At 65.8% G+C, this 13,164-nt stretch carries 12 protein-coding genes; 5 read left to right on the top strand and 7 right to left on the bottom strand.

The features are described 5' to 3' along the window. Positions 1-3 precede the first annotated feature (3 nt). The 4 genes from CFB50_RS02905 to CFB50_RS02890 all read left to right on the top strand — a co-directional run bounded on the left by CFB50_RS02905 (position 4) and on the right by CFB50_RS02890 (position 3,447). On the top strand, positions 4-1,353 hold the full coding sequence (locus CFB50_RS02905) for a zinc-ribbon and DUF3426 domain-containing protein (protein WP_089444913.1): 1,350 nt from the start codon (positions 4-6) through the stop codon (positions 1,351-1,353). Between the two features lie 73 nt (positions 1,354-1,426). Next, a complete protein-coding gene (gene tpx / locus CFB50_RS02900; RefSeq protein ID WP_069247080.1) occupies positions 1,427-1,930 on the top strand; it encodes a thiol peroxidase in 504 nt (167 codons plus the stop codon). Positions 1,931-2,015: 85 nt separating this feature from the next. Continuing rightward, positions 2,016-2,954: a carbohydrate kinase family protein gene (locus CFB50_RS02895; protein ID WP_089444912.1), complete on the top strand. Its 939-nt coding sequence runs from the start codon at positions 2,016-2,018 to the stop codon at positions 2,952-2,954. Positions 2,955-2,973: 19 nt separating this feature from the next. After that, entirely contained in the window at positions 2,974-3,447 is a 474-nt protein-coding gene (locus tag CFB50_RS02890) for a glycine zipper 2TM domain-containing protein (protein ID WP_021161893.1), read from the top strand. 259 nt (positions 3,448-3,706) lie between these two features. Here CFB50_RS02890 and CFB50_RS02885 read toward each other — a convergent pair whose 3' ends face one another. The 7 genes from CFB50_RS02885 to CFB50_RS02845 form a co-directional block, all read right to left on the bottom strand. After that, positions 3,707-4,402 carry a histone H1-like DNA-binding protein gene (locus CFB50_RS02885; protein ID WP_069247078.1) on the bottom strand — a complete coding sequence of 232 codons (696 nt, stop codon included), beginning with the start codon at positions 4,400-4,402 and terminating at the stop codon, positions 3,707-3,709. A gap of 28 nt (positions 4,403-4,430) precedes the next feature. Then, positions 4,431-4,757: a hypothetical protein gene (locus tag CFB50_RS02880; RefSeq protein WP_076841698.1), complete on the bottom strand. Its 327-nt coding sequence runs from the start codon at positions 4,755-4,757 to the stop codon at positions 4,431-4,433. An 82-nt stretch (positions 4,758-4,839) separates the two neighbouring features. Continuing rightward, the gene (locus CFB50_RS02875) at positions 4,840-6,051 is read right to left on the bottom strand and encodes a ribonucleotide-diphosphate reductase subunit beta (RefSeq protein WP_039353057.1); all 1,212 of its coding nucleotides are present in this window, start codon (positions 6,049-6,051) and stop codon (positions 4,840-4,842) included. A 365-nt stretch (positions 6,052-6,416) separates the two neighbouring features. Further along, positions 6,417-9,410 (bottom strand): ribonucleoside-diphosphate reductase subunit alpha, encoded by a 2,994-nt coding sequence (locus tag CFB50_RS02865; RefSeq protein WP_069247077.1) that lies wholly within the window; start codon positions 9,408-9,410, stop codon positions 6,417-6,419. Positions 9,411-9,861: 451 nt separating this feature from the next. Then, on the bottom strand, positions 9,862-10,452 hold the full coding sequence (gene ampD / locus CFB50_RS02855; protein WP_089444911.1) for a 1,6-anhydro-N-acetylmuramyl-L-alanine amidase AmpD: 591 nt from the start codon (positions 10,450-10,452) through the stop codon (positions 9,862-9,864). Beyond that, the gene (locus tag CFB50_RS02850; protein WP_089444910.1) at positions 10,449-10,766 is read right to left on the bottom strand and encodes a PP0621 family protein; all 318 of its coding nucleotides are present in this window, start codon (positions 10,764-10,766) and stop codon (positions 10,449-10,451) included. The genes ampD and CFB50_RS02850 overlap by 4 nt, the downstream gene beginning before the upstream one ends. A 13-nt stretch (positions 10,767-10,779) precedes the next feature. Next, positions 10,780-11,673: a cytochrome C assembly family protein gene (locus CFB50_RS02845; RefSeq protein ID WP_027783481.1), complete on the bottom strand. Its 894-nt coding sequence runs from the start codon at positions 11,671-11,673 to the stop codon at positions 10,780-10,782. A gap of 89 nt (positions 11,674-11,762) precedes the next feature. On the opposite strand from CFB50_RS02845, the gene ffh reads away from it, so the two are divergent. Further along, positions 11,763-13,130: a signal recognition particle protein gene (ffh, locus tag CFB50_RS02840; RefSeq protein ID WP_069247074.1), complete on the top strand. Its 1,368-nt coding sequence runs from the start codon at positions 11,763-11,765 to the stop codon at positions 13,128-13,130. The last annotated feature ends 34 nt before the right edge of the window (positions 13,131-13,164 follow it).

Here is a 13,164-nt window from a genome sequence, read left to right as displayed (position 1 = left end):
GACATGCTTCTTGCGACGCGCTGCCCTCATTGCGAAACCGTCTTCCGGCTGCAGCAGGAACAGCTCTCGCTGCATCAAGGGCTCGTGCGCTGCGGGCATTGCCACGAAGTCTTCAACGCATCCGAGTCGCTCGTTCCCGAGCACGCGCAGCAGCTCGAGCCGGCCCTGACCGAACCGGCTGCCGCGCCGGATGACGGCGACGCACGTCTTCCGGCCCCGCCTCGGCTGTTCGCCGCCGAAGCGCCGGCCGGGTCACCTTCCGACACCGATTACAAGCCGGAAGGCTGGGACATGTGGGCGCCGTGGCTCGATGCCGGCGTCGACCCGTCGCTGCAGCACAACGTGCAGACCGTGCGCACCGAGCCGCTGATCCCGCTCGCCCTTCCGTCCACCGAAGCCGGCGTCGTTCACCTGTCGGGCACGCCCGCACCGTTCGCACCCTCCCCGGCCGAGCTGGCCCCCTCCGCTGCCGTCGAACAACCGGCCGAATCGCTGCCGGCGCAGACGCAAACGCCGCAGGATTCCGAACCATCCGCCGCGTCCGTCGAACGCGACCCGCGTGAACCCCGCTTCGTCACCCACCGTCCGTCGGACGCAGAGACCACTCGCGATGCCGCAGAGCCCGTCGGCACCGCGCACTTCGCCGTGCCGGACGACGAACACGCGCCGCGCGAACCGCGTTTTGCGTTCACACCAGCGCCGGCCGTCGCCGCACCTGGATCCGAGCCCGAACCTGACACCGGCGCCACACGGCACGACGAGACGCCCGCCACGGCCACCAACGCACCGGCCGCACCGTTCCCCGCTACGTTGACCGACGACGATCGTCCGCACTTCGCCGTCACGCGCGAGACGCGCGCACCGCAGCGGCGCAGCATGCTCGGCGGGTTTTTCGGCGGCCTCATCGCCGCTGCGCTGACCGTGCTGCTCGCTGCACAACTCGCATGGTGGCAGCGCGAAACGCTGATGATCTACTGGCCCGTCACGCAGGGCTGGTTCCGGCAGGCCTGCGCGCCGCTCGGCTGCACGGTCGCGCCGCCGCGCGCGATCGACGGCCTGCGGCTCGACGCAACCGACCTGCGCCAGCTCGACGGCCCGCGCGAGCTCGAACTGAAGGTGCCGCTGACGAACCGCTACCGCGTCGCACTCGCCTACCCGTCGCTCGAGCTGACGCTGCTCGACGACACCAACCACGTGACCGTGCGCCGCGTACTCGCGCCGCGCGACTACGTGCGCCCGGGCACGCCGATCGACGCCGGGCTGCCGCCCGGCACGACGCAGACGATGGTTGTCCGCGTCGAAACGAACGGCACGCCCGCCTCGAATTTCCGCGTCCAGATTTTCTATCCGTGACGCGCCGCGGCGCGCGCCTGCGCGCCCGTCTCAACCCGCGCGCCCGAGCGGCGCGCTATTTCGGAGCACGAACATGAGCAAAGTTACGCTGGGTGGCAACCCGATCGATCTCGCCGGCACGTTCCCGGCCGTCGGCGCACAAGGCGCCGATTTCAAGCTGGTCGGCAAGGACCTCGCCGACCTGTCGCTCGCCAGCTTCGCCGGCAAGCGCAAGGTGCTGAACATCGTCCCGAGCCTCGACACGCCGACCTGCGCGACGTCGACCCGCAAGTTCAACGAAGCCGCATCGTCGCTCGACAACACGGTCGTCGTCGTCGTGTCCGCCGACCTGCCGTTCGCTGCTACGCGCTTCTGCACGACCGAAGGCCTCGAGAACGTCGTGACGGCTTCGACGTTCCGCACCGGCCGCGCGTTCGCGAACGCGTATGGCGTCGACGTGACGAGCGGCCCGCTGAACGGCCTGACCGCACGTGCGGTCGTCGTGCTCGACGAGCAGGACAAGGTGATCCACGCGGAACTCGTCGGCGAAATCAAGGACGAGCCGAACTACGATGCAGCGCTCGCCGCACTGAAGTAAGCTTTCTTCCGGTTTCCCCTGCCGCGCCGCGCCTTTCGCGCGGCGTTGTCGCGCAGGGTCCCTCATTTCTACAGGAACGCACACCTTGGCTACGTTGATTTGCGGCTCGATCGCCTACGATTCCATCATGACTTTCGAGGGTCGGTTCCGCGAGCACATCCTGCCCGACCAGGTGCACCTCATCAACCTGAGCTTCCTGGTGCCGACGATGCGCCGCGAATTCGGCGGCTGCGCGGGCAACATCGCGTACGCGCTGCACCTGCTCGGCGGCGATGCGCGCATCATGGGGACGATCGGCGCACTCGACGCGCAGCCGTACCTCGACCGCCTCGACCAGCTCGGCCTGCGCCGCGACCACGTTCGCGTGCTGCCCGAGACGTATACGGCGCAGGCGATGATCACGACCGATCTCGACAACAACCAGATCACGGCGTTCCACCCGGGCGCGATGATGCAGTCGCACCTGAACCACGCGGGCGACGCGCCCGGCATCAAGCTTGCGATCGTCGGCCCCGACGGCTTCGACGGGATGGTGCAGCACGTGGAAGAACTCGCCAAGGCCGGCGTGCCGTTCGTGTTCGATCCGGGCCAGGGCCTGCCGCTGTTCGACGGTGCAACGCTGCGCCGCAGCATTGAACTTGCGACCTATGTGGCGGTCAACGACTACGAGGCCAAGCTGGTGAGCGACAAGACGGGATGGTCCGAAGATGAAATCGCCAGCCGGGTCGACGCCCTCGTCATTACGCGTGGCGAGCACGGCGCGACCATCCGCCACAAGCAGGGCACGGAGCAGATTCCTGTCGTGCCGGCCGAGCGGATCTCCGATCCGACCGGCTGCGGCGACGCCTTCCGGGGTGGCTTGCTGTACGGCATCGAGCATGGCCTCGACTGGGCAACCACGGGCCGCCTCGCGAGCCTGATGGGCTCGATCAAGATCGCCCACCAGGGGCCCCAGACTTACGCACTGACGCGCGCCGAAATCGACGCGCGCTTCGAGACTGCATTCGGTTACAGTCTCAAATGAATATTGTGGGAGAGCAAAGATGTTGACGAAAAAGACCCTCACGCTCGCGGCCATGCTGACGGCCTCGCTGACGCTCACCGGTTGCTTCACCGCACCCGGTTCGGCGGATGTCTATAGCGTCGGCCAGGCGCAGCGCGAACAGACGGTCCGCATGGGCACGGTCGAAAGCGTCCGCGCGGTGCGCATCCAGTCCGACGGCGGCGGCAGCGCGATCGGCACGCTCGGCGGCGGCGCACTCGGCGCGGTGGCAGGCAGCGCGATCGGCGGCGGCAAGGGGTCGATCCTGACCGCGATCGCCGGCGGCCTCGTCGGCGCGGTCGCGGGCAACGCGGTCGGCGAAAACCTCAGCACGGCGAACGGTGTCGAAATCACCGTGCGCCTCGACAACGGCGACCTGCGCTCGATCACGCAGGCTGCAAGCGGCGAAGCGTTCCGCGCCGGCGAACGCGTGCGACTGCTGTCGAGCGGCGGCGTCACGCGCGTCACGCACTAACAGGTACCTCAGCACGCGGCGCAAGCCGCGGTCGAACGCATGTGCGAAGCTGCACATGCGTTTTTTTTTCGTCCGTACTCGCCGCAGCCGGCATACGGGCGTCCGGGATACGGGCGTCCGGTGTGCGGGCACCCGGCACATCGGGCAAGGACGGACGAAAAAAATCCCGCCACCTGAGCCAGATGGCGGGACTGATTGAGTAGCGCTACTCAACCCACGGACACCACGTGAGTGTCCGGGTGGTACAGGTCAGCCTCGATTACGGACGGCTGCCGGTCGGGAACGGCCATGCCGCTGCCGGGTTGAGCGCGGTCTTCACGCCCGATGCCGGCGCAACCGATGCGGTCGACGCGGTCGTTGCCGGCGCAGCCTTCTTCACGACGGCCTTCTTCGGCGCAGCAGCCTTCTTCGGAGCCGCGGCCTTCTTCGCCGGAGCGGGAGCCGGAGCAGCAGCGGCAGCCTTCTTCGCCGGAGCAGCGGCCTTCTTCGCAGGGGCAGCCTTCTTCGCAGCAGGCGCAGCCTTCTTCGCAGCGGCCTTCTTCGCAGGCGCAGCCTTCTTCGCAGCAGCCTTCTTCGCCGGCGCGGCTTTCTTCGCAGCAGCCTTCTTAGCCGGTGCGGCCTTCTTCGCAGCAACCTTCTTCACTGCGACTTTCTTGGCGGCAACCTTCTTCGCTGCGGCCTTCTTCGCCGGTGCTGCCTTCTTCGCGGCAACCTTCTTCACCGCGACCTTCTTGGCTGCAACCTTCTTCGTTGCGACCTTCTTCGCAGCAACCTTCTTCACTGCTGCCTTCTTCGCCGGTGCTGCCTTCTTCGCGGCAACCTTCTTAACCGCGACCTTCTTCGCAGCAACCTTCTTCACTGCAACGGCCTTCTTCGCCGGAGCAGCAGCCTTCTTCGCAGCGACCTTCTTCACTGCGGCCTTCTTTGCAGCCGGTTTCTTCTTGGCAAGTGCCATGTTGTTCTCCTTCAGGTTCAGATGAGAGTCAGTTCAAACTACACCCTTCGTCAAAACCCGCTTCCCGCGGACGCTGTTCAGGACGTGCGCTTCGAAGCGGGCTATTCATCGGCGTACGCGGATACCACGCGCTTACGCTAATGAATACGGTATGGCGCGCGTGGCCACCCGGCCTCGCGCGCCAAATCAAGTCGGTAGCCGGCGCACCTCGCGCCGCTACCCCTAATCGCTTGATCAAGCGGACCGCCACACGGCCGTCCGCTTTTTCCGGAGGGAAGTTTGCCCATCCCACTGAAGGGTTCGCAAAGTGCCTGTCGTGTCGTCGTGCCGTTAAGGCACCGGGCATGCTTTGCATCAGGCGTTCTTGCTCCTAAACCTTGAGCCGGGGCCGAGAGGCCGCCGGCTGTTCCATCATGTGACGGGTTCGCTGCTGCGGGTTATTCCCAGGACAGCGCGCCGCCCGTCTGATACTCGATCACACGCGTCTCGAAGAAGTTGCGTTCCTTCTTCAGGTCGATCATCTCGCTCATCCACGGGAACGGGTTTTCCTCGTTCGGGTACAGCGGATCGAGGCCGATCTGCTGGCAACGACGGTTGCTGATGAAGCGCAGATAGCTCTTGAACATCGACGCGTTCAAACCCAGCACGCCGCGCGGCATCGTGTCCTCGGCGTAGCGGTATTCGAGTTCGACAGCCTGCTTGAACAGCTCGCGGATCTCGGCGCGGAATTCGGCGGTCCAGAGATGCGGATTCTCGAGCTTGATCTGGTTGATCAGGTCGATGCCGAAGTTGCAGTGCATCGACTCGTCGCGCAGGATGTACTGATATTGCTCTGCAGCACCCGTCATCTTGTTCTGGCGGCCGAGCGCGAGGATCTGCGTAAACCCGACATAGAAGAACAGGCCTTCCATGATGCAGGCGAACACGATCAGCGACTTCAGCAGCTTCTGATCCGCTTCGAGCGTGCCGGTCTTGAAGGCCGGATCCGTCAGCGTGTGGATGAACGGGATCAGGAATTCGTCCTTCGCGCGGATCGACGTGACCTCGTGGTACGCGTTGAAGATCTCGCCTTCGTCGAGACCGAGCGATTCGACAATGTATTGGTACGCGTGCGTGTGGATCGCCTCTTCGAACGCCTGGCGCAGCAGGAACTGCCGGCACTCGGGCGCCGTGATGTGGCGGTACGTGCCGAGCACGATGTTGTTCGCCGCGAGCGAATCGGCCGTCACGAAGAAGCCGAGGTTGCGCTTCACGATGCGGCGCTCGTCCTCGGTCAGGCCGTTCGGGTCCTTCCACAGAGCGATGTCGCGGGACATGTTGATTTCCTGCGGCATCCAGTGGTTCGCGCAACCGGCCAGATACTTTTCCCACGCCCACTTGTACTTGAACGGCACCAGCTGATTGACGTCAGTCTGGCCGTTGATGATGCGCTTGTCGGCGACATTGACCCGCGCTTCCGAACCGCCGGCGGGAACAGCCGATGCTTGCGGGGGCACCGCAAGATCGCCTTCGAAAATGTCGCGGACCTGATGGGCGGCAGGCGTTGCAGCCTGCAGTCCGACAGCCGTTCCTGCGGAGGTGCGCATCGCGTTTTGCTGCGCTCCGCTCGCGGGAGTTACGGCAGTCTTCTCTTCATCCCAGTTGAGCATAAATTCTCACCATCAATTTAGAACGGTTTGTACCATCTTTTCCTGAGCGATAAAAGGGTTCGCTCACGAAAAATCCTTTTTTCGATTCGCGTTGCGACCTCGATACAACACTTTGAGCAACGCATCGTCGTTCATGCAGCGCGCGATGTGTGTCGCGCGTGTATCGCGAGGTGCGCTCGACGCATCGAACGCTGATCGAAACACGACGTCGTCGGGGATGTTTCGATCGCTTGTCACTGCCTGCAACGCAGGTGCCGCGTTACAGATTCCTTATCATTTTTTTAGTTGAGAGCGGCGCACACTTCAACCTCGATCGGTCGTCGTGTGCGCCGCGCTGACCTGCTTCTCAGGTCAGGCGCACTGCGTTACTGGCACGCTTCGCATTCGTCGAAGCCGGGATCGCCCGGACGCATCGTGCACACCGGACCATCCGCCTCGACCGGTGCGAGTGCCGGTGCCGCGTTGACCGCGCCCGACGACGCATCGCCGCCTGCCGCACCGAAGCCGCCAGCCGCGCCTTGCGCGCCGCCGCTGCTCGAACCGCCGCCCGTCGGCACGGCGTTCAGCGCGCCGTGTGCGACCGTCGACTTCTCGACGTGCGTCGCCGCCATCGTGCGGAGGTAGTAGGTCGTCTTCAGGCCGCGCAGCCATGCGAGCTTGTAGACCTCGTCGAGCTTCTTGCCCGACGCGCCGCCCATGTAGATGTTCAGCGACTGCGCCTGGTCGATCCACTTCTGGCGACGCGATGCCGCTTCGACCAGCCACGTCGGGTCGACTTCGAACGCGGTCGCGTAGATCGCGCGGAGGTCGGCCGGGATGCGGTCGATGCGCGACAGCATGCCGTCGAAGTACTTCAGGTCGGCGACCATCACTTCGTCCCACAGGCCGCGTTCCTTCAGGTCGCGCACCAGGTACTCGTTCACCACCGTGAATTCGCCCGACAGGTTCGACTTCACGTACAGGTTCTGGAAGGTCGGCTCGATACAGGCCGACACGCCGATGATGTTCGAGATCGTCGCCGTCGGCGCGATCGCGACGCAGTTCGAGTTGCGCATGCCGTGCGTGGCGATCCGCGAACGCAGCGACGTCCAGTCGAGCGATTCGGAGGTGTCGACTTCGACGTAGCCGCCGCGTGCTTCCGTCAGCAGCTTCAGCGTGTCCTGCGGGAGGATGCCGCGATCCCACAGCGAGCCGCGGTAGCTCGAGTAGCGGCCGCGCTCTTCAGCCAGCTCGGTCGACGCGTAGTACGCGTAGTAGCAGACCGCTTCCATCGAACGATCGGCGAACTCGACCGCCGCTTCCGACGCGTACGGCGTGCGCAGCAGGTGCAGGCAGTCCTGGAAGCCCATGATGCCCATGCCGACCGGACGGTGCTTCAGGTTCGAGTTACGCGCCTTCGGCACCGCGTAGTAGTTGATGTCGATCACGTTGTCGAGCATGCGCATCGCGACGCTGATCGTGCGCTTCAGCTTGTCGTGGTCGAGCGCGTAGCTGCCGTCGGCCTGCTTCACCAGGTGGGCGACGAGGTTCACCGAGCCGAGGTTGCACACCGCGATTTCGGTGTCGCTCGTGTTCAGCGTGATTTCCGTGCACAGGTTCGACGAGTGGACGACGCCGACGTGCTGCTGCGGCGAGCGCACGTTGCACGGATCCTTGAACGTGATCCACGGGTGGCCCGTCTCGAACAGCATGCCGAGCATCTTGCGCCAGAGTTGCTGCGCCGGGATCTTCTTGAACAGCTTGATCTCGCCGCGTGCGACCTTGTCTTCGTAAGCCGTGTAAGCCGCCTCGAATTCCGCGCCGAACTTGTCGTGCAGGTCCGGGCAGGTCGACGGCGAGAACAGCGTCCAGTCGGCGCCTTCCATCACGCGCTTCATGAACAGGTCGGGAATCCAGTTCGCCGTGTTCATGTCGTGCGTGCGGCGGCGATCGTCGCCCGTGTTCTTGCGCAGCTCCAGGAACTCCTCGATGTCGAGGTGCCACGATTCGAGGTACGCGCAGACCGCGCCCTTGCGCTTGCCGCCCTGGTTGACCGCGACGGCCGTGTCGTTGACCACCTTCAGGAACGGGACCACGCCTTGCGACTTGCCGTTCGTGCCCTTGATATGCGAGCCGAGTGCACGCACGCGCGTCCAGTCGTTGCCCAGGCCGCCGGCGAACTTCGACAGCAGCGCGTTTTCCTTCAGCGCTTCATAGATGCCGTCGAGATCGTCCGCGACGGTCGTCAGGTAGCACGACGACAGCTGCGAGCGGTGCGTGCCCGAGTTGAACAGCGTCGGCGTCGAGCTCATGAAGTCGAAGCTGGACAGCACGTTGTAGAACTCGATCGCGCGCGTTTCGCGGTCGATCTCGTTCAGCGACAGGCCCATCGCGACGCGCATGAAGAATGCCTGCGGCATTTCGATGCGGGTGCCCTCGACGTGCAGGAAGTAGCGGTCGTACAGCGTCTGCAGGCCGAGGTAGCCGAACTGCAGGTCGCGGTTCGCGTCGAGCGCTTCGCCGAGGCGCTTCAGGTCGAACTGCAGCAGTTTGTCGTCGAGCAGGCCGGCGTCGACGCCGCGCTTCAGGAACTGCGGGAAGTATTCAGCGTAACGGGTCGACATCTCGGCCTGCACCACTTCCTCGCCGAGGATCTCGCGGCGGATCGTGTGCAGCAGGATGCGGGCCGTGACCTGGCTGTACGCCGGATCCTTCTCGATCATCGTGCGCGCAGCCAGGATCGCCGAGTCGTAGACCTGGCTCATCGGCACGCCGTCGTACAGGTTCTTCACCGTTTCCGCAACGATCGGGTCAGGGTTAACCGCAGCGCCGAGGCCGTCGCATGCCGACACGATCAGCGCGCGCAGCGCGTTCAGGTCGAGCGGACGCGTGACGCCGTTGTCGACGACGTTGATGCCGGTGCTCGCCTCGCCGCCGGCTGCCGCCGCTTCCTCGCCCGCATGCTGGCGCTCGAGGTGGCGCTTCTCGCGATACAGCACGTACGCACGCGCGACGTTGTGCTCGCCGCCGCGCATCAGCGCGAGTTCGACCTGGTCCTGGATGTCTTCGATATGGAACGTACCGCCGTTCGGGCGGCTGCGCACGAGCGCGCGCACGACGTTGTGCGTCAGTTGCTCGACCTGCTCGCGTACGCGCGCCGATGCCGCGCCCTGCCCGCCATTGACGGCCAGGAAAGCCTTGGTCACCGCGATCGCGATCTTCGAGGGTTCGAACGATACGACGCTGCCGTTGCGGCGGATCACCTTGTAGTCGGCGAACGTGGCCTGCGGCGCGAGCGCCTTCGCGCCCTGTTCGGTCCCGCCGAGCGGACGGCTCGAGGCGCTCTCGTACTGGGACGTCGCGTTGTCGGTGGTTTGCATGTGCAAAGCTCCTGGTGTTGGATGGTGCGGAGAGAACCGCGGATTAAAACGAACGCTGCGCAACGCGGTGCGCGAGCGGTAAGAGGCGAGCGATGCGCCGGGGAAGCCGGTTCGGTCGATGCGCGACAACCGATCCGGTCGTGTGCTTCGTCATGTGTACCCTGCCCCGTCGATGTTCGCTGCGCTGATCGCGACGCCCGGACCGCCCGGCCTGACGCGCCGCCCTGAGAACCCTGTCCGCCGGCGTTGCCCGCCGGCCGGTGCCGCTCGGGTTTCCCCTGCGACACACACTATATCTAGTGCGGAACTGCTCAACTGGCACCAAGTATAGTGGACATTCGGAGGACATCAAAACGGAGAATTTGCGATAGAGGTCTTGACATCGCTCACGTGCAGACACGGCAAGGCATTGGTCGGAGAAAAAACTTTCTCCGCTCAAAAAACCCCGCGATCAGTGCTGACGGAAAGGAAAGTATTCGGCGGAAAAACCGGCATCGCTCGCGAAGCGTTGCCAATCGAAATGCGGGCCCGGGTCGGTCTTGCGGCCCGGCGCGACGTCCGAGTGCCCCGCGAATGCGTCGACCGGGTAGCGTGCCGCGAGCGTGCGGGAGAGCGCGGCGAGCATGGCGTACTGCGCGTCGTCGAACGGCACGTCGTCCGCGCCTTCGAGCTCGATGCCGATGGAGAAGTCGTTGCAGCGCGGCCGGCCGAAGAATTCAGAGGAGCCCGCGTGCCATGCACGCTCGTCGCACGACACGAACTGCACGAGTTCGCCGCTGCGGCGGATCAGGAAGTGCGCGGACACGCGCACGTCGCGCAGGTGGCTCTGGTAATAGGGGTGCGCATCGCAGTCGAGACGATTCAGGAACAGCGCCTCGATCGCGTCACCGCCGAATTCGCCGGGCGGCAGGCTGATGTTGTGGACGATCACGAGCGTCGGCACCGCGCCTGCGGGCCGCACCTCGAAGTTCGGCGACGGCGCATGGCGCGCTTCGCGCACCCAGCCGTTCGCGTCGACCGACAGCAACCGCGCGTCGCTCATCGTGTGTCGCGACCGCTCGACCGTGCGGCGTGGCGCTGCGCGTGCTCGGCACTGCAGAAGTATTCACCGCCCGCGGCGACGGCGTCGCCCTTCGGCGCATGCACGCCGCACTCTGCGCAGCGCACCATCGGCTCGGGCAGCGCTCGCGCGTCACCGCTCGGGCGCCCCGCACCCGCGCCGCCGGCGCCGGGCATGCCGTCGTAACCGGCGCCGCGGCCGGTGCGCGCCTGCGCGTGCTCCTGGGCCTGGCGCAGCTTGCGCGCGATCCACGAACCCGCGAAGAAGAGAAGAATCAGGAGAAGAATCTGTCGCATCGGAAACCTGCGTTCAAACCACGGAACGGTGCAGCAGCACCTCGAAAACGAACCGGCTGCCGACATACGCGAGCAGCAGCGCGGCGAACGACACGAGCACCCAGCGCGCGGCACCGCGGCCACGCCAGCCCGACGTCTTGCGGGCGACCAGCAGGCCGCCGAACATCAGCCACGACAGGATCGCGAATACCGTCTTGTGGTCGAGCCGCAGCGCGCGCGCGTCGACCTGCTCGCTGAACAGGATGCCCGACGCGAGCGTCAGCGTGAGCAGCACGAAGCCGGCGCCGATCAGGCGGAACAGCAGCTTCTCGAGCGTCAGCAGCGGCGGCAGCGTCTCGAGCCAGCTCGCGATCCAGCCCGTCGAGCCGTCGCGCCCGCCGCTCCTCAGCGACTGCAGGCGCCGCTCGACCATCAGCATCAGGACCGCGTGCAGCGCCGCGATCGCGAACAGGCCGTATGCGATGTTCGCGATCAGGAAGTGCAGCTTGAACAGCGGTGCTGCGGCATAAGGAAGCACCCGCACGCCGCCGAACACGAGCGGCAGCAGCGACGCGCCGCACGCGAGCGGCAATACCAGCAGGCGCAAGCTGTCGAGCGGGAAGAAGAAGCTCTCGATCCAGTAGATGCCGGCGCCGAGCCAGAACATCGCGGACAGCGCGAACGCGAAGCCGAACACCATCGCGTCGTTCGGAAAGATCGTCATGTGGAGCAGCACGCCGTGCGCGACCAGCGCGGCGAACAGCAGCGCGCGGCCGGCCCCGCTCATCCCGGACGCGGCGGACGCGGGAACCGGCACGGCCGGCACGCTCGCGACGAGCGGCGTCGCGCCCTGGCGGTGCGTGCGCCAGCCTGCGACGGCGAGGCCGCCGTACAGGAATGCGGTGAGGGCATACAGTACAATATCCATGTTCGAAGTTTACACTAGGCCCCCTTCCCGCGACGGCTCCCTTTGTTCGGTTCCGCCGCGCCTTCGGGCCCCACTGTCCATCGCTCCCCATGCTCGACAATCTCACTCAACGGATGGCGCGCGTCGTCAAGACGCTGCGCGGCGAGGCCCGGCTTACCGAGGCGAACACGCAGGAGATGCTCCGCGAGGTGCGTCTCGCCCTGCTGGAGGCCGACGTTTCGCTGCCGGTCGTCCGCGAATTCATCGCCAAGGTCAAGGAAAAGGCGCTCGGCGAAGAAGTGATCAGCAGCCTGTCGCCGGGTCAGGCGCTGGTCGGCGTGGTCCAGAAGGAACTGACCGCCGTGATCGGCGGCGACTACGAAGGCAAGGCCGCCGAGCTGAACCTCGCGGTCACGCCGCCCGCCGTGATCCTGATGGCCGGCCTGCAGGGCGCGGGCAAGACCACGACCGTGGGCAAGCTCGCGAAGCTGCTGCGCGAGAAGTACAAGAAGAAGGTGCTCACGGTGTCGTGCGACGTGTATCGTCCGGCCGCGATCATGCAGCTGAAAACGGTGACCGAGCAGGTCGGCGCCGACTTCTTCCCGTCCACGCCCGACCAGAAGCCCGTCGACATCGCGGTCGCGGCCGTCGACTGGGCGAAGCGCCACTACCATGACGTGCTGATCGTCGATACGGCCGGCCGCCTCGGCATCGACGAGGCGATGATGCAGGAAATCGCCGCGCTGCACGGCACGCTGAAGCCGGCCGAGACGCTGTTCGTCGTCGACGCGATGCTCGGCCAGGACGCGGTCAACACCGCGAAGGCGTTCAACGACACGCTGCCGCTCACCGGCGTCGTGCTGACCAAGCTCGACGGCGACTCGCGCGGCGGCGCCGCGCTGTCGGTGCGTCACGTCACGGGCAAGCCGATCAAGTTCGTCGGTGTCGCCGAGAAGCTCGACGGCCTCGAGGTGTTCCACCCCGACCGGATGGCGAACCGGATCCTCGGCATGGGCGACATCCTCGCGCTCGTCGAGGAGGCGCAGCGCGGCGTCGACGTGCAGGCCGCGCAGAAGCTCGCCGACAAGGTCAAGAAAGGCGGCGACTTCGACCTGAACGATTTCCGCGCGCAGATCTCCCAGATGAAGAACATGGGCGGCCTGTCGTCGCTGATGGACAAGCTGCCTGCGCAGTTCCAGCAGGCGGCGGCCGGCGCCGACATGGGCCAGGCCGAGAAGTCGATCCGCCGGATGGAAGGCATCATCAGCTCGATGACGCCGGCCGAGCGCGCGAAACCCGAGATCATCAAGGCGACGCGCAAGCGCCGCATTGCAGCCGGCGCGGGCGTGCCGGTGCAGGAAGTCAACCGGATGCTGAACCAGTACGACCAGATGCGTACGATGATGAAGAAGCTGAAGGGCGGCAACATGCAGAAGATGATGCGCGGCCTGAAGGGCATGATGCCCGGCATGCGCTGATTCCGCCCATCGGCCGGCGCGCGGGTTTTTGCTG

This window comes from Burkholderia sp. AU33423, assembly GCF_002223135.1.
Classification (GTDB): domain Bacteria; phylum Pseudomonadota; class Gammaproteobacteria; order Burkholderiales; family Burkholderiaceae; genus Burkholderia; species Burkholderia lata_D.
This window is presented reverse-complemented; position numbering and strand designations above follow the sequence as displayed.